Annotated in this window: 22 protein-coding genes and 1 pseudogene; 6 read left to right on the top strand and 17 right to left on the bottom strand. The window is 37.1% G+C overall.

Features of this window, described 5'->3' with window-relative positions; translation table 11 throughout:
* Positions 1-542: 542 nt before the first annotated feature.
* Positions 543-1,631: an HmuY family protein gene (locus O9307_RS07560; RefSeq protein WP_298297214.1), complete on the bottom strand. Its 1,089-nt coding sequence runs from the start codon at positions 1,629-1,631 to the stop codon at positions 543-545.
* A 16-nt stretch (positions 1,632-1,647) separates the two neighbouring features.
* Positions 1,648-3,765, bottom strand: coding sequence for a TonB-dependent receptor (locus tag O9307_RS07555; protein ID WP_298297212.1), 2,118 nt, complete (start codon positions 3,763-3,765; stop codon positions 1,648-1,650).
* Between the two features lie 110 nt (positions 3,766-3,875).
* On the opposite strand from O9307_RS07555, the gene O9307_RS07550 reads away from it, so the two are divergent.
* Together O9307_RS07550 and O9307_RS07545 are read left to right on the top strand one after the other, a co-directional pair.
* Positions 3,876-4,790, top strand: coding sequence for a DUF6607 family protein (locus O9307_RS07550; RefSeq protein WP_298297209.1), 915 nt, complete (start codon positions 3,876-3,878; stop codon positions 4,788-4,790).
* Positions 4,791-4,801: 11 nt separating this feature from the next.
* The gene (locus O9307_RS07545; protein WP_298297206.1) at positions 4,802-5,146 is read left to right on the top strand and encodes a DUF6686 family protein; all 345 of its coding nucleotides are present in this window, start codon (positions 4,802-4,804) and stop codon (positions 5,144-5,146) included.
* Between the two features lie 222 nt (positions 5,147-5,368).
* On the opposite strand, the gene O9307_RS07540 is transcribed toward O9307_RS07545, so the two are convergent.
* The 12 genes and pseudogenes from O9307_RS07540 to O9307_RS07485 form a co-directional block, all read right to left on the bottom strand.
* Positions 5,369-5,869: a GNAT family N-acetyltransferase gene (locus O9307_RS07540; protein WP_298297203.1), complete on the bottom strand. Its 501-nt coding sequence runs from the start codon at positions 5,867-5,869 to the stop codon at positions 5,369-5,371.
* A 924-nt stretch (positions 5,870-6,793) separates the two neighbouring features.
* Positions 6,794-7,198 carry a hypothetical protein gene (locus O9307_RS07535; RefSeq protein ID WP_298297200.1) on the bottom strand — a complete coding sequence of 135 codons (405 nt, stop codon included), beginning with the start codon at positions 7,196-7,198 and terminating at the stop codon, positions 6,794-6,796.
* An 18-nt stretch (positions 7,199-7,216) separates the two neighbouring features.
* The gene (locus tag O9307_RS07530; RefSeq protein WP_298297197.1) at positions 7,217-8,239 is read right to left on the bottom strand and encodes a hypothetical protein; all 1,023 of its coding nucleotides are present in this window, start codon (positions 8,237-8,239) and stop codon (positions 7,217-7,219) included.
* Between the two features lie 284 nt (positions 8,240-8,523).
* A complete protein-coding gene (locus O9307_RS07525) occupies positions 8,524-8,823 on the bottom strand; it encodes a type II toxin-antitoxin system RelE/ParE family toxin (protein WP_298297194.1) in 300 nt (99 codons plus the stop codon).
* On the bottom strand, positions 8,823-9,068 hold the full coding sequence (locus O9307_RS07520) for a type II toxin-antitoxin system ParD family antitoxin (protein WP_298297191.1): 246 nt from the start codon (positions 9,066-9,068) through the stop codon (positions 8,823-8,825). The genes O9307_RS07525 and O9307_RS07520 overlap by 1 nt, the downstream gene beginning before the upstream one ends.
* Before the next feature lie 285 nt (positions 9,069-9,353).
* Positions 9,354-10,436 carry a two-component regulator propeller domain-containing protein gene (locus O9307_RS07515; protein ID WP_298297189.1) on the bottom strand — a complete coding sequence of 361 codons (1,083 nt, stop codon included), beginning with the start codon at positions 10,434-10,436 and terminating at the stop codon, positions 9,354-9,356.
* A gap of 247 nt (positions 10,437-10,683) precedes the next feature.
* Positions 10,684-12,123: a hypothetical protein gene (locus tag O9307_RS07510; protein WP_298297186.1), complete on the bottom strand. Its 1,440-nt coding sequence runs from the start codon at positions 12,121-12,123 to the stop codon at positions 10,684-10,686.
* 355 nt (positions 12,124-12,478) lie between these two features.
* A complete protein-coding gene (locus O9307_RS07505; RefSeq protein WP_298297182.1) occupies positions 12,479-14,737 on the bottom strand; it encodes a TonB-dependent receptor in 2,259 nt (752 codons plus the stop codon).
* A gap of 140 nt (positions 14,738-14,877) precedes the next feature.
* Positions 14,878-16,089 carry a hypothetical protein gene (locus tag O9307_RS07500; RefSeq protein ID WP_078210927.1) on the bottom strand — a complete coding sequence of 404 codons (1,212 nt, stop codon included), beginning with the start codon at positions 16,087-16,089 and terminating at the stop codon, positions 14,878-14,880.
* A gap of 33 nt (positions 16,090-16,122) precedes the next feature.
* A complete protein-coding gene (locus O9307_RS07495) occupies positions 16,123-16,686 on the bottom strand; it encodes a type 1 periplasmic binding fold superfamily protein (RefSeq protein ID WP_298297177.1) in 564 nt (187 codons plus the stop codon).
* A 24-nt stretch (positions 16,687-16,710) separates the two neighbouring features.
* Positions 16,711-17,958, bottom strand: a pseudogene (locus O9307_RS07490) (GTP-binding protein).
* Between the two features lie 199 nt (positions 17,959-18,157).
* Positions 18,158-18,376, bottom strand: coding sequence for a 6-carboxytetrahydropterin synthase (locus tag O9307_RS07485; protein WP_298297174.1), 219 nt, complete (start codon positions 18,374-18,376; stop codon positions 18,158-18,160).
* Positions 18,377-18,685: 309 nt separating this feature from the next.
* On the opposite strand from O9307_RS07485, the gene O9307_RS07480 reads away from it, so the two are divergent.
* On the top strand, positions 18,686-19,738 hold the full coding sequence (locus tag O9307_RS07480) for a DUF1852 domain-containing protein (RefSeq protein ID WP_298297171.1): 1,053 nt from the start codon (positions 18,686-18,688) through the stop codon (positions 19,736-19,738).
* Between the two features lie 32 nt (positions 19,739-19,770).
* Complete coding sequence (locus O9307_RS07475) at positions 19,771-20,802, top strand: methionine synthase (protein WP_078210924.1); 1,032 nt, start codon at positions 19,771-19,773, stop codon at positions 20,800-20,802.
* Between the two features lie 105 nt (positions 20,803-20,907).
* On the opposite strand, the gene O9307_RS07470 is transcribed toward O9307_RS07475, so the two are convergent.
* On the bottom strand, positions 20,908-21,900 hold the full coding sequence (locus O9307_RS07470) for a bile acid:sodium symporter family protein (protein ID WP_024980721.1): 993 nt from the start codon (positions 21,898-21,900) through the stop codon (positions 20,908-20,910).
* Positions 21,901-22,067: 167 nt separating this feature from the next.
* On the opposite strand from O9307_RS07470, the gene O9307_RS07465 reads away from it, so the two are divergent.
* Positions 22,068-22,520, top strand: coding sequence for an Lrp/AsnC family transcriptional regulator (locus tag O9307_RS07465; RefSeq protein ID WP_024980720.1), 453 nt, complete (start codon positions 22,068-22,070; stop codon positions 22,518-22,520).
* A gap of 250 nt (positions 22,521-22,770) precedes the next feature.
* Here the strand turns inward: O9307_RS07465 and O9307_RS07460 are convergent, their stop codons facing one another.
* Together O9307_RS07460 and O9307_RS07455 are read right to left on the bottom strand one after the other, a co-directional pair.
* Complete coding sequence (locus O9307_RS07460; RefSeq protein WP_298297163.1) at positions 22,771-23,244, bottom strand: hypothetical protein; 474 nt, start codon at positions 23,242-23,244, stop codon at positions 22,771-22,773.
* An 83-nt stretch (positions 23,245-23,327) separates the two neighbouring features.
* On the bottom strand, positions 23,328-23,678 hold the full coding sequence (locus O9307_RS07455; RefSeq protein ID WP_298297160.1) for a MerC domain-containing protein: 351 nt from the start codon (positions 23,676-23,678) through the stop codon (positions 23,328-23,330).
* 78 nt (positions 23,679-23,756) lie between these two features.
* Between O9307_RS07455 and O9307_RS07450 the strand changes: the two genes are divergently transcribed.
* Positions 23,757-24,146 carry a Fur family transcriptional regulator gene (locus O9307_RS07450; protein WP_024980717.1) on the top strand — a complete coding sequence of 130 codons (390 nt, stop codon included), beginning with the start codon at positions 23,757-23,759 and terminating at the stop codon, positions 24,144-24,146.
* Positions 24,147-24,155 lie beyond the last annotated feature (9 nt).

The following is a 24,155-nucleotide window of genomic DNA, read 5'->3' as shown; positions in this document are numbered from 1 at the left end:
CTACCGTCTGGACACAAATATTTTTATGTTAAAATGGCACGCAGATTAGGCAGATTATCGCCGATTTTTGGTTGTATATTAATAATATTATTTATAAAACTTAATGTTTTTTCAACACATTATTTTAAAAGACAACAAATTTATTGGTTTAAATCCGTTTAATCCGTGTCATCTGTGGTCTATCAAAAGATGTGTCCAGACGGTAGTCTCTAGAGGGGAGCAGCTCCCGCAAAAATTGGATTTTTATCGCGCTAACGTTCCTTGCCCTGATGGGAGTGGAAATCCTCTGGCTCGGGTGGCTATTTTTGGGCAGGACGGAAAGAGCGACCAGTCCCGACGCTTCGGGACTCCTTTGCGGCCTAGCCCAAAAAGCCACGCGAGGCGGAGATTATAACGGACAGCAGGAGTAGCTCCTAAAAAAACGATTTCATCACTTTAGGAGACGCTATCCCAAAACACAAAAGGCCGCCGAAGCAACCTTTTGACTAACAACAACAAAATAAAAAAACGTAACTACAATTTTAGACAGTTATAGTTTGTGTTTACTGTAATTTGGCATACTCGAACGTAGGATTTCCTCTTAGTCCCGCTTCGTTGCTCATCGCGAGGAAGCGCACTTTGTAGTAGTTGGAAGCGGCATCTTTGACCACATAGAAACGGTCTGTTCTCACGCTCGGTAAGGTAGTTGGTCCGCCACCGCTTCTCCAGTTGGAGCCTATGATTCTTTGATCGGTTTTGGAGGTTGTAAATTTATCTTCTACTACTTTTGCCAAGGTAAAATCAGCATAGCTGCTACCCTCGGCCACCAAAACTTGGTAGGCTTGTGTGCCGCCCAATCTGTTTGTTACGATAAAATCGGAATAGCCATAGGTTACCTCTGCTGCTCCTGTTGGCAAATAATTGGTGAAAGGCGTAAAATTCAAATCCCACTTGGTTTTTTGTGGCTCGACCGTTACTGTTTTGCCTTCGGCCAAACTGAAAAACGTAAAATTGAAATTGCTGTCTTTGGCAATGGTTTTTTCTGTAAAAGTAGTGGCACTCAAATCCGCATATTGGATTTTGTAGCCGTTTCCGTTGCGTAGTATTCTGATTTTTTTCCAGCCTCTCGCTTCGCCGTCAAGGCTCACCGAGCCAACGCCCGGCGTAGTGGTCGAAACTGCAAAACCTAGATTGACCAAATAGACTTTGTTCTCGGCATCGTTGGCAGCAACCGCAGCGATGGCCGTTCCTACTCCTGCTCCCGCTCCTTCTAAAACACCCGTTGGATTATCGACAAAACCATTGCTGGCCAAAGTTGTTCCTCCGCCAACTGCCACAGCAGCATCTGCCGTTTGAGGCAAGGTAATGTCAGTAGTTTCTAGTTTTTTCACGGCCATTTTTAAAGCTCCGTTAAGAATTACTCGGTATTCTGCACCCGTCGAAAATCCAAAATCCCAAGACCCTCTCGGAATCGCATCGCTTTTGCTGGTGCTCAAATCTACATAGACTTGATTCGGCTGATTCGGCCCACCGACTGCGGGTTGCAAAATCGCTCCTAAGGAAGGAATTTCTGGTTTGTTCCCTTCGTCATCGTTGGAACAAGAGCTTAAGGTAGCTAAGGCTAAGGCTAAAATTAAAAAGGTTTTTTGCATAACAATTTGATTTATATTAAAGATTAAGGTTATAGGTCAGTTTTACAAAAAAAGAACGTCCGTAAGCCAGCATAACTTGGTTGGATGTGGCGTGTCCTGCGCCTTCCGAGGTTCTAGTTTGATTGATATTTTTGATGTCGAACAAGTTTCTCGCGCCTATAGTCGTTTCGAGTGTATTGCTGAAAAAATTCTTCTGAATGGTCGCGTCCAACCAATGGCTATCGTCTATTTCGGAAATCACATAGGCATTGCTACTTTCTATAAATTGCTGGGTTTTTCCGCTGTATTTGTAGTAGGCCGAAACAATCGTTTTCCATTTGGGTACAGTATACGATACACTGGTATTGGCATTGATGGTGTACAAAAATCGGTCATCTGACACAAAAACTTGATTGTCGATTTTTTGGGAAACACCTACCAAAGAAGCCCCCAAATTGAACAGCCAATTCTTGCCCTTGAACTGATTCGTGGTCGCAACATTCCACATTTGATAGCGGCTGATGTTGATGTATTCGTATTCGGGATTGCCGGTTTCGGCATTGAATCGCGCCAGTGCCATATCGATACGGTCGTCGACTTTGAGATAATTGGCGGTAAACGTATGCGCCACTTGAAGCCCCGAATCCAAAAATGATGTTTTCTTAGCGCTCATTTCGTAAGACCAACTGGTTTCTGGAATCAGATTTTCATTGCCTGTAAAATGATGCCCATCAAAAATTTGTTTGGTGTACAATTCTTCGAATGTTGGCGTTCTGAAAGATTGCCCTAAAGAAGTGCGTAGTTCTATTCCTTTTGGCAACAAATAACGCAAGCCCAAGGAAGTCGCATATTGATTATCAAATTGCGATTGAATAGAATAGCGAACTCCGGGACGAATAGAAAAAGAAGGCGTCGCTTTGATTTCGGAACTCATAAACCAATCGTAATTGTTCAAGCGTTTCGCTATCGGAACAAATAGATTGTTGCCTTCTTGCACCAAAGAATAGCCCAAATTGCTCACCACTTCATAACCCAATTGCACATCTATTTTCTTGCTTTTGAAAAAATTACTGAGCGTTCCGGTGCTATACAACACTTCCATCGCTTGGTCCTTTTGTCTCACGGCTTCCTTTTCCTGCTGTGTAAAAAGATAGTACCTAAAGTCTTCGGTGTCGCGTTGTTGTTTTTGATGCGAAAGCGAAACGGTATAACTCATTCCGTTTTCTAGTTTTCCAGATGCATTCCAATTGTGGAAAAATCGTTGCGTCCAATACCTTTTGTCCATAGCATAGCGGTAAGAACCAAGCGTTGGTGAATAGCCCGACTGCACCGTGCTGTTGTAAAAATCGACACGCTCGTTGAGCCATTGGAACTTATAAAACATTCGAAAAGCATTCTTTTGGTAGCCCAACATCGTGGTAGCATTCCATTGTTCTTTGGGCAACCAGCGATAGCCTCGCGTAGCATCATTTTCGAAATAATCCTTCCCTTTTTTGCCATCCAAAAAACCTTGAAAATCGTTTCGATTCACCGATGCATTAAAAAACCATCTTTCGTTGGGCGCATAAGAAAGTGCCAAAGCCTGAATGTGACGTCCTTTGTCAAAAAGAGCGAATTCGTTATGAACCGATTCTTCTTGGGTTGTGGCGCGCAAACTCCATTTGTAGCGCGACCCTTTTTTGGTAATAATGTTGAGCACACCGCTTACGGCATTGGCACCGTGCGTCACGCCCATCGAGCCTTCAATGATTTCGATTTGTTCGATGTCGTCCAAATTAATCTGAGACAAATCGGCGTTATTCCCCAAACCCGCCTCTCCGATTAATGGAATGTTGTCGACCAATATCTTGAAATACTGCCCGTCTAAACCAAATAAAGAAACAGTAGAACGACCATCGGAACTGCTGGGTCTTACAGTAATGTTCAAATATTGATTCAAAACGTCCGCCAAGTTATTCGCAGCTAAATTTTTGATATCCTGACTCGAAATCACCCGAACATTGAAAACCGATTTTCTCAAAGACTGGGGTTCTATTTGTCCGGTCACCACAATTTCTTGCAACGGATTAGCCTGAAGCGAATCTTGTACCTTTTGCTGGGAATAGCCTGTAAATACTGGCAATAACAAGATAATAACCGCTATACTCTTTTTCATTATTTAGAATTAATCTTAATTATTTTCGGCAAATATATACTTTATTTTTATTTATTCTAAATTAATATAGTATTTTTGTCCGCATAATTTTAACCCTTACTAATTAAAAAATGAAAACAAAATCAATGCTTATCTTAGGTGCACTTGCACTAAGTACGACCCTTAGTTTTGGACAAAATGCCAAGAAAAAAGAAGACATCAAGGCCATACAAGCGATGTGCGGTTGTTATGAAGTACAATTCAATTTTACCGAAACCTTTGACTATCCAAAAGATAGCGCTAGTTACAAACCCTCAAAAACCAAACACGAAACGGCTTTGGAATGGGTAGAATTGGTAGAAAACACGCCTAACAAATTGGTTTTGCAACACCTACTCATTACAGGCAACAAAGAAGAAGACATTGTAAAACACTGGCGACAAGACTGGCTCTACGAAAACACCGATTTGTTGCAGTTTCACAAAGACCTTACTTGGAAATACAGAAAACTTGACCCTAAAACCGTAAAAGGCCAATGGACACAGAAAGTATACCAAGTAGACGACAGTCCAAGATACGAAGGCTCTGCTTCTTGGGCTACGGTAGATGGCGTGACGTCTTGGAAAAACACTACCGTTGCGCCTTTGCCTAGAAGAGAGCATACACAACGCAACGATTACAATGTTTTGAAAAGAAGAAACATACACGAAATCACTCCAAAAGGATGGATTCACGAACAAGACAACGACAAATTGATTCGTACAGAAGGAGGTTCTGATGTGCTTTTGGCACAAGAAAAAGGAATGGACATTTACACCAAAGTACCAGACGAAAAATGCCAATTGGCACAAAAATGGTGGGCTAAAAACAAAGACCTTTGGGCAAAAGTACGTAACGAATGGGCAAAAGTTTACGCACAAAACAAAGACCTAAACTTGGAGAAAAAAGTAGATAAGAAATCATTATTCAGCATCCTATTCGATTTAAAACCCGATGCTTCTCAAGAAGAAGTAGCCAAAATCATTAACGCATTTGTAATTCGCTAAAACCAAAAACGATGTGCACCCTAAACATTTTAAATAGAACCAATAACGGACTGTTATTTTATTGTACGCATAGTTCGCTGTACAATCTTTCGTATAACAATTTGACCTTCAACTTCGAGGCGGTGGAATTTGATAGATTTAGGGTGTACCTCAACTCCATAGACAGTGCGTACTGGGAAAAGGAATACGAAAATTCTATCTATGAAAAGAAAATTCCCATTCCAACCCTGCAAAACAACTTCATCATTTTGCTGAATCGCCACGAATTGGAGGAACTCAAAATACTAGTCGATTTTAACCATCGGGCACGCCTGTTAGCTCCCGAGGAAATCAACTATAAAATGATTTACAATTAAAAAATAACCACATAGAATCATAGATAAAGTAACAAGTAAAAAAAAATAGAAATAGCGCTATTTCTCACATAGAATAACTATGTGAATAGTAAAACGTCTATTCTCTTCTTTTAATCACTAAAATTTCTATGTATCTATGTGGTAAAAAAAATCACCACTTATTAAAACCAAAAGTCCAGCAAACACATACGATTGCTGGACTTTTATTTATCTACTTCTACCTTATTTCAACAACTTCTCAAAGGCCTTTCGTGGCATACCGCGAACCAAAATTTCGCCACAATAGGTATAACCCAATTTTTCGAAAATTTTCAACATCGGAAAGTTATCAAAGTTGGTATCCACTTTAATACTAAACACGTTTTTCGAAATACTCAACGCCTCAATTTTCTCAAACAAAAGTGTGGCAATTCCCTTTCCTTTGTACTCAGGTGCCGTAGCCACACGATGCACCACCACATAATCCGAATGGCTCAACCACTCGCCTTGCAGGTCGTTGTAGGTCGGTTCCTCTCCAAAAATAATGGCTGCATAGGCTACAACCACCTCATTTTCGACCAATACGTGGGCGTATCCTTTCACAAAATCATCGGTCACCGTTTCCAAATTCGGATAACCATCTTGCCATTGTGTGCTGCCGTCTTCTTTGCGTTGTGCAATCGCCGCTTGCAAAATATCCCAAATCACAGGAATATCGGCCAGACTTGCTGTTTTCAAAATCATATCGTGCGCATTTGAGCCGTAAAAATAACTTTTATCCCCAAAAAACGAATACTTTTTTGCATTAGTTTGAGGAGCACACCAACCTGCTCACCACACGAGTCGTCCTGCTGTCCACTATATCTTGCTTGCCGAACCCCGTCAAGCAAGGATGCCGCTCCCATCAGGGCTAGACGAGAACGTTTGGTTTTCATCAGCCAAGCACAGCTAATACAAATCGTGTTTTTAAATGATTTTCCAGTTGTTTTCCTGCAAGGTCTTTTTCCAGACCTTGTAGGTATTTTGAAAGTAGCCTAAACCACAAATAGGATTTGAATTTATATCACATCAATACAATAATGCTGATTAATTGATTGCACGAAAATCAATTGCCTCTCCCTTTAGCGAGAGGATATAAGTATAAACAAGCAGAGGCTTTAGCCAAAAAACTATAGATTTTGGCTAAAGCCCTAAACTGAACTAACATTAGTGAATGGGCTAAAGCCCATTCCTATTGAATTTTTCGAAAGAAGTAGTTGGCTTCACCTACGAGGTCTTTTCCAGACCTTGTAGGTATTATAACAGAGCATACCTACAAGGTTAAAAGAAACCTTGCAGGAAGTTCGAAAGCACAACTTTTTTTCGTGAACAAGGATATCATAAACTTGTAATGATTTAAGATGTTTTCCTGCAAGGTCTTTTTCCAGACCTTGTAGGTATTTTGAAAGTAGCCTAAACCACAAATCGGATTTGAATTTATATCACATCAATAAAATAATGCTGATTAATTGACTGCACGAAAATCAATTGCCTCTCCCTTTAGCGAGAGGATATAAGTATAGAGGCTTTAGCCAAAACCACTATAGATTTTGGTTAAAATTAATGAATGGGCTAAAGCCCATTCCTATTCAATTATTTAAAAAACAAAAAAAAGGAATCGAACTAGATTTATAAATCCTTAACTCCAACTTTCTTCATTATTTTACGCGCTTCTTTGAATTCTTCTGGTGTTTTCACTTCAACCAAGTCGCGTTTTTTTCCATTAGTTAGTACAATCGCCAAGCGTTTTTTTCCAAAAAAGGAATATTCCTTTAGCCCTTTGATTGCGCTAGCAGGAATTTTTTCTGAAGTCGTATTCTTAACTGTTAAATTATACAACACCACCATCGACACCAACCCCAGAAAAAGCCATACCAATTGCATAAAACCGATACTACTTATACTAAAAGTCGAGACATTCAAAATGGCGTTGAGTAAATTCAAAATCATCAAAAGCTTCAGTAAAAAATGGTGATTTTTCAATCCGTCTTGAATGAGTATGGCTTGCTCTTGGGTGTTGTAGTGTAATTTCATTGTTATTGTGGTTAGTATTTATTTTGTTGTCCATTTTACAAACTCGTTCATTACTTCTTTCCAATGCTCTTTATCGTAATTGGTCGTTCCATCTTCATTAACTTCAAAAAAGTTATGTTCTAAATTTGGGTATCTTTTGTAAGTCAAGTTTGTTTTTGAATGTTGGATGTAAAACAAAGGGACTAAATCACATAATTCTGCTCCACTATCATTAGTGCCATAAGCCAAATACGTTGGTATTTTAATTTGTAACCAATCATTTATGAATGGTTTTGAAAAGGATTTCCAAGCTAACAAATAGGGGTCTTTATTTAATTTATTGAAATCATAAGAATCTCTAAGCATTTGATAGGTACTTTCGGTTCTTTCATCAGCTTCGCCCCAAGTCATTTCTTTTTTATCCGCCTTTTTTCGATACTCTCTAATTCTTTGGTCAATTCTACCAAATGGATTTGCGCCAAACAATCCTAAATGGGTAACGTTTTTAGTATTCAATGACACTGCTGAAGCCACTTTTGAACCTTGTGAATGGCCTGCTACAATCAATTTTGAAGTATCTACCCAGCGCTGTTTCTTTAAAAACTTCAATACTAGCTTTGCTCTTTTCTCGTAATTCTCTAAAAAATCAGCTGTCACGTATTCTTCGTCAAATTCGTCAGGTTTGTTTGAATTGGGAATGTAACAATAGGATTCGTTTAAATTTTTCTCATTAACGACCACTGGTGTTTTTGGCATAGAAATCACAACTAAATGATAGTGTTTTTTGATTTCATCTAGGTCAAAATTTGTAATTCCTCCACCAAACATCCACATTTCTTCTTTTTCGGGTTGTATAAATAAAGGTATCGGCAAAGAACCTTGACAAAATAAGAATATTGGTTTTTTCTCGTCAGTTTTAGTATCAACTAAAATAAAATCAATAGTATCCTTTTTTTGTTTGAGACTAAAGTGAATCGCTTCGTTATTAATTATTTTTGAAGTCTGTCCAAAACTTAATTGAACTAAAAATAGTAAAAATAGTGTCTTTTGTAATTTTTTCATATTGTAAATGCTAACGTCAATCTGCTAAAAAGGTTCTGTCTGTTGTCTCTCAAAAGTAGTCAAAACCGCGCAATATATGAAAGAAAAATTGTATGTTATAAAATGCGAATACTATTATAACTCATCCTATAAATACTAAAAAAGCAGTCTTGAAAATAAAGTATTTGATGGGAATGTTGAGGATTGCGAATTTAAATACAAAACCAACTTTAAACTAAGCCAATTTTGAATCACTTTATAATGCTTTACATAGGAAATCAAGCTGTTGGCAAGTCGTTTTTTATTTATTCGGCTAATCGGTTTTCAATATCCATTCTTTCGTGTAAAACCCTAACAACTTCAATTTCATTTACTTTGCCTTTTTTAAAAAAAATCAAATGTGATTTTACCTTGGAGTAGCTATATGATTTTCTAATTTTCCCAAAGTCACGAGCCATATCGATATTATTAACGATGTATTCAATTTCGTCAATGATTAAGTTATAATATCGGTCAGCTTGTTCAACAGACCAATTTTCCGCTGTATAAATCCAAATGTTATTAATATCTTCTAATGCCTTTTCACTAATGATATATTCAGCCATTATTTTTGAAAATTAGCTTTTAGCATTTCAAGATTTTTATTGCGGTCAAAGTCTTTAATTTTAGTACTCTTTTCACCAATTTTTAGTTCATTGATTAGAGATTTTGTTTTTATTTCTTCTTGTTCAAAAACTCTTAGAGCCGTTCTAACAACTTCACTTACTGAACTGTATTTCCCTGTAGCAATTTGTTCATTAATAAAATTCTCAAAATAGTCCCCTAATAAGATTGATGTATTTCGTGCCATAATTTTTCTTTTTACCAAAGATACCAATAATTGGTATTAGTGTCAAATTTTTTCAAGTTTTTACGCAATGGTTATTGCTTTAGTTATCTTAATAAGGCGATTGCAAAAGTGCCAACCTTTCTAAAAACTACCATCTATAAGTTAATAAACCTATTTTTAAGGATTACAACCAAAAATAAACCTCGCTTAAAAATTCTTAAACGAGATTGTATTTTATGATTATTTTGAAAATTTAGTTTTTATAGAGAATTGCGCAAAAGTACTGTTGTTGTTCATTCGTATTTCTTAAAATTGCTTTTCAAAAGTCTTTCCACTGAACTTATATATGCTTCCGTCTGCCATTCCGAACCATAATTCACTATTTTTATCCTCATAAATTGAGAGAACGAAATCATTTGTTAATCCATCTTTTACGGTATAATTTTCTAAATTGTTACCATCATATTTCCAGATCCCAGCATCCCTGTCTCCAAACCAAATGTTTCCTTTTTTATCTTCTGCGATTGTAAAAACGTGTTCCAGTGTGCCTTGAGGTGATTTATCTCCTTTTCGTTTACTATTGGGATGAATCAGGTGATGCTTATTTGAAAAATTAATTATAGAATCACCATCTTTTAGTAATACCCCAATTCCATTATTCCCAATCCAAAGCCTGCCTTTAGAATCCTCGTAAATACTTCGTATATGCAACGATTCAATTTTCCTATCAAATCCTAATGTTTCATCATTAATGAATGTAAAATCACTCCCATTATAACCAAAAACACCAGCATAAGTGCCAAACCAAATCATATCATTTTTTCCTTTTGAAATATCGGTTACAGCAAATAAATTATCATAAGGATTAAGTGCTTTATGAGCAGGAAACGCTAAGTATTTTAATTCCTGCCCATCAAATCTATAAACCCCTTCTTTAGTACCAGCCTCAAACCAAAGGTCGCTATCTGATTTCATCCATTTACCCTGCAAAGGTTCATTACTTTGAATTTGGATTTTTTTTGTCTCCACATCAGTGTGATTCTTTATACTCATCTCATCGTAACTACTAACACCGTTTTGGGTGTTAAACCAAATAACACCTTCTTTGTCTTCTTGAATTGAATGGATTTGGTTGTCTGTCAGCCCATCATTACTGTTGAAATAAATGAATGTTTTGCCATCATAAATTGCAACTCCTTCCCGAAGACTTCCAAACCAATAATTTCCTTTACTGTCTTGAAAGATAGAGCTAATTCCTGAAGTGAATTTTAAGGTGGCAGCTTTTGAAGTTACTACCAATTCAGACTTGTTAGTCTCATTCTCTGTTGATTTCTTTTCAACGCAAGAAAAGCTTAGTGTCAATAGGAGTGTTAGATAAATCAATTTCATTTTTTTATTTAGAGTTTTTATAATATGAAACACAACACCAGCCTGCGAAAAAACCTCCGCTTATTGTTATTCCAAAAGTAGTAAAACCAACTTTACTAAAAACTACCATCTATAACTTAAGAAAGATATTTTTTAGGACTACACCCAAAAAAAAGAAACCTCGCTTAAATATCCTTAAACGAGGTTGTTTCTTGCCCATATCTTGAAATTTTTCCTTTTTAAGAGATTTGTGCGACAGTTACGTGTGTTACTTGCCGTTTCTTTTTTCCATCTCTTTTTTTATTTGCTCATTGTTATAGTATAATTGAAGCCAACCATTTATTCTAACGAGCTTTATTTCGCCAATATTTGAGAACCAATGTCTACCTTCCCAGACTTCATTCTGTATTTCCGAAATCTCAAATAACCCTAATTGATTTTTATCAGGACCTAGAATTTCAAAAAATATTTTTACTAACGTTTCGATTTCTTTATATGCAGTATATGTTTTTTTTCGATTAGGCGGAAGTGTGCTTAAGGTAAAATAAAAATAATTTTCTGTATTAGTTGGAACCCATATTTTATTGAAAAAATTAAAGAAGTATTCTTTTGGATAAGCAACCTTTCCAAAATAATTTCCATCATCATCATTAATAGGGTGGAAGATTGATTTCGTGAAGATTTCGAATAAAGATTTGAAATGTTCAGTTAATGAGTTATAATTCAAATATGTGTTATAATAATCAATAAATTCAGCAGGTTTTAAAACTTTTGTATTAATGGCAAGTTTTTCATAGACAGCTTTTGTTTTATGGTAGTTTTTATCGTCATTGGTTAGATAAAAACTACAAATCGATGCAAAAGCAGTATGTGACGCATCATCAGTGGTATTAGTAAATGTATTTTTTTCCTTTTCAGATACTTTTACTTTGTCAGCTTTATAGCCGTGCATATCAAGATAAAGATAATCATTGACAACCGTATCAAACCACTCTGGTGCATTTTTGCCTTTAGGAAAATATTCATCAGCTTTAAAACTTTCTATCCCTTTCTGTTTATATGAATTATCAATTAAATCAAAAGGATTCTTATTAGCATTAAAATGTCCACTATTAATCCCTATTTTCTGAACTATTTGTCTTAAATCTTTATAAGTTTCTTGTTCGTTAAGGTTATAATTCATTTTATTAAAACTATTGAAAAAACCATTCATTGTTAAATCATCTTTTAGCCCTGGAAAAATATCATTTAATATTTTTGCAGATTCAGGATTTTTAAAAGCTTCGGCAAATACAGGATCTAGATTTAAAGATTTTAGCATAGTCTTTAAAGATTCAAATAACTTATTTAATATTGGATCATTTGAATCATTTTGGAATAGATTGTCAATGCTTAAGTCAGAGAAAATATTTGATTCACTGATTCTTGTTTCAAGTAATTCTTTTGGGTCAAATTGTTGTAGAATTATATTTTTTCCATCATTGAACAAACAAAAATCATTTGTGAATTTTGTTATGAATTCTAAATCTTGGTTTATTTGTGATTGCTGTTCTTTGTCTTCAGAATAACTACGATAAATATCTCCAATATGAGCTGTCGAATATAAACATAGAAACTTATCCTTAACAGTAAGTATTGAATGTAATTCTTGGAAATGATTATTTCTCATTCCTGACATTATATTCCAATCGACATATATTTTAATCATAGTGAATATTGTTTTCATTCCTATTCTTCGTGGAAATGGCTAGTAACTAGTAGATCGGTCTTACAAGAATGAGACTTTATTTCTCAAATATATACAATTTTCACTACAACGCTTTTTATTTGTGTTTGGGGTTTATGGTTTGTTGTTTTGGCTTCAAAGTCACGTGATTGGAATTTAAAAAACACACCCCCAGCCCCTCTCTAGAGGGGAGCAGCGCCCATAAAATTTGGAATTTGGGATTTCAAAGATTGAGGTTTTCTCGTGCTAACGTTCCTAGCCCTGATGGGAGCGGCATCCTGTGGCTCCGGGGTTCGGAGCCACAGATATAGTGGACAGCAGGATTAGCTCCTAAACATTAATCCAAATGCCATCGCAAGCCCACAAAAGCGCGGATGCCTTGATTGGGTCCGTAGGCGTAGGTCGGGTCGAAGGTAAGCGCATAGGGATTGTCGGGAGTAGGTTGTGTAACGCCATTGCTATCGAAGGTGACTTGCTTGTCGAAAGGGTCATTGGCTCGTGCAATCAAAAAAGGATTGCCTCGATTGGGTGTCCAATTCAGGAGGTTTTTGACCCCGCCAAACAACTCCACGTTGTGGAATTTCTTGTAGGTGATTTGGATGTTTTGAATACTGTACGGCAAGGAATACTCGCGACGCGGATCGAGTGGGGACAACAAGGGTAAACGCATACTGCCAGTATAACTCCCTGTATAATCCAAACTCAGGAACCAATTGGGGATTTCGTAGCTCAAGGCCCAAGACAGGCTGACTTTTTCGGTAAATAAAGGCACAAAACGACGGCCTTCTTGCTCGGTCAATGGATTGAAATAACTACCGCCCAAAGTCCCTTTTACCCCAAACGGACTGACCCAATCCAAGGAAATACTACTTCCGAAAATTCTAGAAAAACCATCGAGATTGGCATAAATGATTTGGGTGGGATTCGTATCATAGTCGGCAATGATGCGGTTTTTGAAATGGGTGTACCAAGTCGAAGCTTCGAGAGTGATAACTCCAGCTGTGTTGGTATCGAATTTCTTGAGGTAATTCAGGTTGGCGGTATACGAAGTTTCGGGGTCTAGATTGCCTTTGAGGACGACTTCCCGAGCACCCGAAAGCGCTTGATGGTCTTCGGTAAACAAATTCACCACTCGGAATCCCGTTCCCAAATTGAGTCGCAAAACATCGGTGGCGGTGGGTTTCCATTTCAGGGCGAGACGAGGCGTGACAATCGAGCCGTGCGCTGGGTGGTAATCGTAACGCGCGCCCAACAACAAGCCCGTTTGTCCAGAAAGTTTGATATCGTCTTGAAGAAATCCACTGTAAATAGCGGTTTGGGAGGAAGTGGCCGTGGCGGGCGTGTTGTCGTTATACCAAGTAAAGCGCGCAGCCGCTCCGAACAAAAGCGAATGGTTTTTGAGCTCTTTGTCCCAAAGGTATTGCCCAAACGCAATTTTTTGGTTCGCCAAAAAAACGGAAGTACCATAGACCGAATTTTGGTCGTGGCCCACCATCGAAAATTGCAGGCTCATTTTTTCATCCAAAGGCAATTGGTACTTGCCCAAAATTTCGTAGCGCGAGGTGTAAATACTTTCGCCATAGACTTGATTGCCGCCTCGGAAGCTCGAATTCCACTGCATTTCGCCACCCCAACGGTCTTCATACAAATAACGGGCGACGAGGCTCATTTCTTTTTTGGAACGGCGTTCAAAATTCCAGCGGCTAAAAAAGGAAACTCTTTTCTGCAAAGCAATATCCGTAAAATTATCGCCGTTGTTATCGACTAGATGGTCATTATAAAACGCGCTGAGTCCAAAAAGGGCATTGGCATTTTTACCAATATTGGTACGATAACCCAAATCGAGACTGTTTTCTAACCAAGAAGTGGTCATCAAATCGGCAGTAAATTGAGGAGCGTTTTGTGGTTTTTTGGTAATGATATTGATGAGTCCGCCTACCGCCTCGCTCCCATACAAACTAGAAGCAGCGCCTTTGATGATTTCGATTTTGTCAATCATCGCATTCGGAATTCCAGACAAACCATACACCGTTCCCAAAGCACTCACTATAGGCATTCCATCGATAGTCACCATTGTGTAAGGGCCATCCAACCCATTGATGCGAATATCGCCCGTGTTGCAAACATTACAATTGTTCTGTGGACGCAAACCGTTGACGTTTTGCAAGCCTTCAAAAACTGAAGCGGTGGGATTTTGTTTCAAAAAAGTAGTCGAAATGATTTCTACTGGCACGGGATTTTCCAAACGGCGAACGGCTTTCATCGTACCCGAAACCACTACTTCGTCGAGCAGTTGTTCGTTGGTCACCACATTTATTTTTAGTACATGCCCAAAATCCGCACTGCTGATGGATTGCGTATGGGTTTTGATGCCTAGTGCTGCAATACGAAGGGTGTAGCGTTTTAGGGGTAACTTGGGGATTTCAAAAAAGCCCAAACTATCGGTTTGAGTTCCAAAAGCAGTGCCTACGATTTCAACTTGCGCTTGTGCTACGGGTTGATTTTCGGAGGTGACTTGTCCGCGAAGGGTAGCTTTTTCTTGTGCCAAAACAACAGTTAACGAAAAGAAAAACAAGTAGCTATATAATAATTTCATTAGAGTAAATAATATTTTAGACAAATCTAAAAAATAATTTTATATTATCTTAAAAAAAACGGCTCAATAAAATTGAGCCGTCTGCTTACCCAAAAATTAACCAAACATTCAGGATTTACAACAAAGAATAAATTATACTTTTAGTGATCTCCACTATTCTCAAAACCTACAATGGATAGACGATAAGGCGTATTAGAGATTTTTATTTTTTTGGTGGTTGCGCTGTTTTTTGTACTAAAGATTTGCAGTTCCCCTGTGGTAGGAGCTGTGATGTAAACGAAACGCTGTGTAAACTCCATTTGAGGTTTTTGAGTGGAAGCTTTATTTGTAGCTGGAATTAGGTTTCTCTCGGAAATAGCAACCGCCAAAGTAGCAAGATCATAAGCAATAAAATTACCCGAGTGCAACAAGATGCCAAGCTTCTTAGTATCGTAGCTCACTTTACACTGCATAATATCTGTACTCTCAAAAATAGGTTTTACTGTTTTATTCAATACATTGATGAGATAAGCTCCTTTTGCAGCTGTGTAGCCTACAAAATTTCCTTTGGTTGCTGTTTCTAAAATTGTTCCAAACCAAGCTGTTCCAAAACCATCAGGATGAGGAACAAGAAATTGTTGCCCTTTACTATCTACTACAAGAATCCCACTTGAAGAACCAAAAACAGCATAATCACCATCTGACGCATTTCCATGAATTCCTTTAGTAGCAATGCTTGATGCAAAAAGCTCTTTTCCTGTTTTATCTATAACTTTAACACGTTCTGGCAAAACTCCAGGGATAGAATTATCTTTCTCGGTGATAACGTAGCTTCCATTGGAGAAAACGGCCATTGCCCCATGATGTGCTTTTAGACCTGCATTAATAATTTTCATTTTGGCACCGTTAGTATGAATTTCTGATTCACTCCCTACGGCCAATGTGCCATCTCCATCATTAAAAGTTAAGATTTCGCCATAGTTGCTTTTGAAATGGGTCGGTTTTGAAGCAACTCCTGTTAATGCTCCAAACTTTGGAGTTCCTTTGATATCAACATGGTCACCATGAAACTCAAGACCAGTATCAAAAGTTTCTGTCAAGTCATTTTCTCTGTGAATGATACCCACAAAACGACCCGACTCGGTTGTGTACAATGCCGACTTAGGAAATTTAGCTTCAAAAGAAGTAGTGGTATTTAAAAAAGGATTGACCAAAGTCAAAGCTTTGCTCGTTTCATCAGAAACTAGAATACGCAAGTGTTTGTATTCTGTTAAGGTTTCATCTATGTTATCAGAGCTATCGTCGTCTGAACAAGATTGAGCAAAAAAGGACAAGGCTACAACAAATAAAAAGCGAAATACATTAATTTTCATTACAATTGATTATTTAAAACAGGTTAAGGTTGATTATTCGACGGTTATATTAAAATCGACTTGAGCGTCTGTGGCTCCTCCAGCATTGGTTATATCGCCATTGGCTACATTGGGAGCACTCTTATTGGGACCATGTTTCAGTGTAACCCGAAGCACACCAGAGGCAATCCCTGTTGTTTTAAAAACAGTTTGTAGACCCAGCGGTTTTCCTTTTGCATCAAAATTTGATTGAATAGTTGCATAAGTCAACGGATTCAAATTGCCAGTGGTTTGGTAAAACATTTGGTGCTCCAGCGCTTCTTGCACAATCTCGCGCGTGATGTCTATCGCGGGATTGACCAACTCATTTTTAAATGTTATTACTCCATTATAGGTTTTTGCCTTTTCAAAAGCACTGCTCACGGTTACAATTGGTGCGTTAGCCCCTTCTCCATCTAAATCTTTGAATGCTAAAACCACATTCTTTCCGCCATTTTCAGGAGTAAAAACTAAGCGTACTGTTGTTATAAATTCAACTTCATTTACGGGCACAATTGGATCATCAGTAGTACAGCCTACCAAAAGAACACTACTTAAAAAAGCAAATGCTTGTCTCAAAAAACGTTATGTATTCTTATTCATTTAATTCAGATTTTCGTTAAAAATAGCTGTAGGCGAACTACTTGTTGCAGTTCTTGGAATTGGAAAAGGGTCGTTACTAGAGAAAAAACCATCTTGCAAGTCCATAAGTTCATTTGAAGTACACAAACAACTGTCTAATTCTATACGAATTTCAGTTTCGTTCAGACCTATTCCAATAAAAACCAATTCATTCAAACGGTCTCCGTAAGCTCGAGTCCATCGTTCTTCAATAACCTCTTGAAATTCGACAAAATTTGAAAACGTCATGCGCTCGCTCAAAGGCATACTCGCCCACCAAACTCCGGCACCTTCGGCTTTAAGAGAACCACCCGCTTGACTCCAATTGATGGCTTGATCGGGTCGCGAAGCCATCCAAAACAATCCTTTACTCCGAATAATGCTTTGCGGAAAACGATTGCTCATCCATTCCCAAAAACGATACGGATGAAAGGGACGTGGGTCTCTAAAAACGAAAGACGAAATCCCGTATTACTCGGTCTCTGGCGTGTGAATGCCTTCTAATTCTTGCATCCAACCGGCTGATGTTTCGGCTTCTTCAAAATTGAACAAACCGGTATGCAGAATTTCATGGGGCGCTATTTTTCCCATAGTCGATGTTATGATTCTTGCCACGGGATTCAACTTTTGAATGGAGGCTTTCAAAATTTCGAGTTGTTTTGGAGTAATCAAATCAGTTTTATTCAACACAATCACGTTGGCAAACTCCACCTGATCGACCAACAAATTCACTATTGTTCGTGTATCATTTTCGATATTGGTAGCTTTGATATCTTACAGGGTTTGGGCAGAGCCAAAGTCTTTGAAAAAGTTGAACGCATCAACCACCGTTACCATAGTATCGATATAGCTGAAGCGAGACAAATCAATATTTTCATCCTCATTCACAAACGTAAACGTCTGCGCTACTGGAATGGGTTCACTAATTCCTGTACTTTCGATTAATAAATAATCAAAACGATTTTCTTTGGCTAATTTTTCTACTTCGAGCATCAAATCCTCACGAAGCGTACAACAAATGCAACCGTTGCTCATTTCAACGAGTTTCTCTTCTGTTCGAGAAAGTGTCATTTCGTCTTTTATCAAACGAGCATCTACATTCACCTCACTCATGTCATTTACAATCACAGCAACTTTTAGTCCGTCTTTGTTATGCAAAATATGGTTAAGCAAAGTGGTTTTACCTGCGCCAAGAAAACCTGATAATACCGTAACCGGGAGTTTTTTCATTTTTTTTGTTATTGCAATTATGTTGCAAATATAAAATATTGATCATATATCGCAACATTATTGCGTTAATTATTTGACGCTTTAAAAAAAAGATCCCTCAACAACTTCTACATAATTTATATAGGCTTCAAAAGGAGTAATAGACAATTGAAGTTCTTTGGTAATTAAAGGTTATAAAATTCTATAAATTACCCATGCACTATTTTCTGTAGAAACTATAGTTTTTTTTTAAATTCTGAACTATCAATGTTAGGTTCTTATGGTCAAAATGAGCTTCATTTTCTTCTCTAATTATATTACCTAAAACTTTCAAATCCATAACAAAGCCTGTTTCAGGATTAATTTCTCCTGTTATTTTTACAATAAGCATAAAGTTATGTCCGTGATATGACATTATTACAAATCCCAAATCCCTCATTGTTTTTTTGATCCGTCCAGTTTAGCTTGTGTCCCTGTTGTAGGCATTAAAATGAGTTTCACTGCAAAGTGGAGTTGTTACTATTCTAAAATAGTTTTTTGTGGAAAAACTGAGATAACTCCAAATCAATCACATCTAAGCGCTCTAAAGAATAATTATCTGTTTTTTTTATGATTACATCCGCAAAAAGATTAATTATCTTCATAATTAAACAAAAAAAGAACAATTAACTTATTTAAAATATTAATTAAAATTATTAATCTTTTATTTTAAACTTTGTAAGGTAAAAAAACCAAACACTCTCATTAAATGAATACATACAAAAGAGAAGAAACACTATTAAACGAAAAGCAAGATATTGAAAACACGCAGAATACAATTAAGAATGATTTTGCATTTACATTGCAGCGCACTTGTTTAGATGAAAACTATAACCCATCAAGTAAAACGCGTCTGACAACCAATTTTGCAAACTTGGCTAGAGGAGCTAATCGCCAACAAAACTTACGTAACGCCATAAACATGATTAACAATCGATTCAATGCCTTGGCTTATTTGGATAACCCAAAAGCAGATCGTTACCTTGTAGAACTTGAAATCATAACAGTAACGATGCATATTGATGATAAGAATATAATTGACAAGGTGCCGATGATTGAAGTTTTAAAAACGAATATTTTTGACCACAAAACTAACCAGCGTATCGAAGGTATTGCCGGAAATAATTTCTCTTCTTATGTTCGTGATTATGATTTTAGTGTTTTATTAATTGAGTACAATAAAAACAAATCTAATTTTTGTATTCCTGAAAATTTTGGTGATTTGCACGGTAAACTTTATAAGTGTTTTGTAAATTCAGCCACATATAAAGAGCACTTTAAGATGTCACCGATAATTTGTTTAAGTGTATCGAGCAACAAAACGTATACTCGCACTGAGTATCAGCATCCGGTTCTGGGTTTTGAGTATCTACAGGATCAGTATTCTATCACTGATGAATATTTCTCTAAAATGGGCTTAAACGTTCGTTTTTTTATGCCTCCGAATAGTGTGGCACCCATGGCTTTTTATCATTCCGGAGATCTACTTGCTGATTATACGGATCTTGGACTCATCAGCTCCATTAGCACGATGGAGACTTTCCAGAAAATTTATCGCCCTGAAATTTACAATGCAAATTCAGTGGCTGGAAAAATCTATCAACCTAGTCTTAAACACGAAGATTATTCACTGACTCGCGTGGTTTATGACCGCGAAGAGCGCAGCCAATTGGCAGCTGAACAGGGTAAATATGCTGAAGAGCATTTCATTACCCCTTACAAAAGTCTTCTGGAACAATGGTCTGCCAATTTCGCTCTTTAATTAATATAACAACACATTAAAATTATTTTACTATGAATAAATTAGTATTACCCACCTCAATTGTTGGAAGTTTACCCAAACCTGCCTGGCTTGCACCACCTGAAAAACTTTGGTCACCTTGGAAATTAGATGGCGATCAGCTGCTTGAAGGAAAACAAGATGCTTTGCGCATTTCTTTGCAAGAACAACAATTGGCCGGGGTTGATATAATTAGTGATGGTGAACAAACACGTCAGCATTTTGTGACGACTTTTATCGAGCATTTAAGCGGTGTAGATTTCGAAAATCGTAAGATTGTAAAAATTCGGGATCGTTATGATGCAAGTGTTCCTGTTGTTGTAGGTGAAGTGGCTCGTCAGCAATCAGTTTTTGTTGAGGATGCAAAATTTTTACGTAAACAGACTAATAAGCCTATAAAATGGGCATTGCCAGGTCCGATGACCATGGTAGATACCTTATACGATGACCATTACAAAAGCCGAGAAAAATTGGCCTGGGAATTTGCAAAAGCGCTCAATGAAGAAGCAAGAGAACTTCAAGATGCAGGGGTAGATATTATTCAGTTTGATGAACCTGCATTTAATGTATTCTTTGATGAAGTAAACGATTGGGGAATGGCAGTATTGGAAAGAGCCATTGAAGGTTTAAAGTGCGAAACTGCTATACATATTTGTTACGGTTACGGAATACAAGCCAATACTGATTGGAAAAAGACATTGGGTTCAGAGTGGCGTCAATACGAAGGAATTTTTCCGAAAATTCAAAAATCTAAAATTGATATTGTGTCATTAGAATGTCATAACTCAAATGTACCTTATAATTTAATGGAACTTGTTCGTGGTAAAAAAGTAATGGTCGGCGCAATTGATGTGGCAACTAATGCTATTGAAACCCCCGAAGAAGTAGCCACTACTCTACGCAAAGCGCTGGAGTTTGTAAATATCGAAAATCTTTACCCTTCTACAAACTGTGGTATGGCTCCGTTAGCTCGAAACGTAGCTAGAGGTAAGTTAAATGCTTTAAGCGCAGGAGCAGCAATTATACGCAAAGAATTGGCTATTTAGTCCCAATGTATTAATTAGAAAATGGAGCTTAGTCCATAGCGTTTACGAAGTGACTATACGGACTATAACCCTAGAAAACACTTACTTCAATGACATAAACAAAAATTATACTTCTTTTCGTCGAGCCATACCTTGAGCAATGATACTAGCGGCAATCAATTGCATAGCGTGATAAATCATAAGCGGCAACAATACGATGCCGGTAATGGTACTGTGCTGAAAGAGTACTTTTGACATAACGGTGCCGTGTACCAATGACTTTTTAGATCCGCAAAATAAGACCGTAATACGATCTTCATCTGAAAAACCAAGCAAACGACTGACTAGTCCCACACAAAGGAATACGGCAAAAAACAAAACCATCATTCCTGTGGCGAGTACAACAAGTTCAAGGGCAGTGAAACCTTCGAAAAGATGTTCGGAAAATGACTTACAAAACGACGTATAAATGATGGTAAGGATGACTGCCTGATCGAAATATTTGAGCTGTTTCTTATATTTTTCGGCAATGGTACCAAAACGCGAGTTGAGGCAGATGCCAACAATGACAGGCAACAAGACTTGAAAAATCAATTTAAAAAAAACATCAGTAACATCAAAATCGCCTGTTGCAGAAGCTATGAACAGCCCAACCCAAAGCGGAGTAACGACTACTCCAATCAAACTGGAAATGCTCGCATTAAAAATGGCTGCGGGAATGTTTCCTTTGGCGATAGAAACCATAACCACGGAAGAGGAAACTGTGGACGGTAAAGCTGCCAGAAAAAATACACCTAACCAAAGCAACTCGAAGTCAGTGTCGATAAACAACGGACGAAATGCCAAAACAATGAGCGGAAAAAACAAAAAGGTTGTCAACTGAACGACAATGTGCATTTTCCAGTTAGCCAGTCCGGCTTTTAGTTTCTCAACACTCAGTCGCAAACCATAAAACAAGAAAATAAACGATACGCCTACATTGGCAATATCCTCCAGCGAAACAGGTTCTTTAATCATGCCTAGCTTTGGCAAAAAATAAGCCAGCAGGATCATGGTTCCTATCATTAACAGGAAACCGTCGAAACCTGCTTTACGTAATACTTCTAATAATTTCTTCAATGTGTTCTTATTTTTTATTTTTAGATTTTTATACTACAAAAATAAGTTTTGTAGATCATTAAATCTTCAACTTAATCAAAAAACGGTTTCTGTATTGTTTTTTATTACATTTGAAGATTATTATTCTTTTTTATAAATTAATTCAACCTTTTTAGGTAAAATATTCTATGGAGCAAATAGACGATATTGATCTTAAGTTACTAAATATACTTCACGATAATTCTAAATACACGGTAAAAGAACTGGCAAAAATGGTAAATCTTTCGGCATCGCCAGTTTTTGAGCGTATTAAAAGGTTAGAAAACAACGGTTATATTAAGAAATATATAGCCCTGCTGGATGCAGAAAAACTAAACAGGGGATTCATCGTTTTTTGTAATATCAAACTTAAACAACACGATCGTACTATTGGGAATCAGTTTGTTAGTGATATTATGAAAATAGAAGAAGTTGTAGAATGCTACAATATATCAGGTGATTACGATTTTTTAATGAAAGTTTATGCCAAAGACATGAAGCATTATCAGGATTTTGTGTTTAATAAATTGGGATCAGTTGAAAGCATTGGAAGTACCCAAAGTACCTTTGTTATGTCGGAGATAAAAAATATCTACGGATAAGCTAAAGGAAAGCTTATTGGTAAAACTAATCAGGTAGCTATCGAAAAATGTTTTTTTACTAATTATAGCGAAGAGCCTTTATTTTTTTAGTCCCTAACTTCCACAAAATTCCTATCGGTTTCAAAAAGGGTAATTGCTAATTGATTATCTTTTGGAAGTAACGGTTTTAAAATTATAGTATAACACCCAAGCAAAATCTTCGGTAAAAGCTATTTGGAAAAGGGAATAAATATCTGTGCTAGAAAAAGGACTAAATATCCTCGAAAACCGCCACCGTTAATCCGCTTTCTTGATCATAATCAATCTCCAAAGCTCCCCCTTCGAAAGTAATACTGACATAATCTCCAGTCATGGGTGTATCTTCTCGCTCAGCTTTTATAGCCAGCAAAGGGGTTTTGATATTTTCGACCCATAAAGGCGCGGCAGAAACATCCACTCTTTTTAAAGATAAGGTACCGTTAAATTGTTCCGCTAATTGTTGTTGTTCCTTTTCAAAATCATAATCAGTCACAATGGAAAATCCAGTATCTTCCTCATTGATTTTGAAAAACAATTTTTGATGGTTCTCAAAATGCAATTCAACGGTATCAATAAATATAAATTGATTGTCGGGCTGTACCAAATTAACCCACAAATGATAAAAGACAGCCGTTACTGTTTTTTGTTTATTAGTTTCTTGAAGTAAAGAAAGTTCTTCTGGAGAAAAAAAATAGGTAGTACTCATAACAATAATAGCATTTTAAACAGCTTAAATAATCCATTGAAAATGCAAAAGTAGGCTTTCAATTGCTTTAAATAACGTAAAAGTTATTTTTTTTGATGATATAAAAAATGTAAAACATGACCAACGATTATCCCAATCCCTCCAATGGGAACCAAATAGGTTTCTTGATGCAAGGCAAAATCTAAAAGCATCCCATTAAATACCAAGAACAAGGAAAACAGCAATGTCATTTTGATATAAAATGGCCCTGTACCTTTCAAAATAGAAAAGATCAAAACAGCCGCTATCCCAAAAAAGAAAACATCAATCCATGGGTTATGCGTAATTCCTAAAGGCAATACCGATAGCAATGGAAATACAATGCAATGTACCAAACAGATACTAGCACTCGAAATTCCCAAAACGTCTTGAACAATCAAAGTTTGCTTCTTCATTTTTTTTGTATTTTTGTGAATGGCAAAGATAGCCTCTTTTTTATTTATTGCAACAATGTTGCGTTATTTAATTTTTTTATGAAAACTACCCGTAACACAGCGGCCAAAACAGCCATTGCTTCCCTTTTATCCGAATCAAAAGTAGCGCTATCACATATTGAAATACAACATCTGTTGAACGGTCTTTGTGATCGCGTCACTATTTATCGCGTTTTAGATCGCTTAGTTAACGAGGACAGTATTCACAAAATCGCAACTCCTGAAGGCACTGTGAAATATGCTAGTTGCCATCATACCCACACTCACGACAACCATCCGCATCAGCACAACCATGTACATTTTCATTGTGAAAAATGCCAATCGGTAACTTGCTTAGATGCTGTCATTCCCCAATTTGAAATTCCTACAACCTATGTGGTGAAAGAAACTAATTTCACCGTAACCGGAATTTGTCCAAAATGCCAATAAGCTTCTTAT

Source organism: Flavobacterium sp. (genome assembly GCF_027531905.1).
Lineage (GTDB): Bacteria > Bacteroidota > Bacteroidia > Flavobacteriales > Flavobacteriaceae > Flavobacterium.
This window is presented reverse-complemented; position numbering and strand designations above follow the sequence as displayed.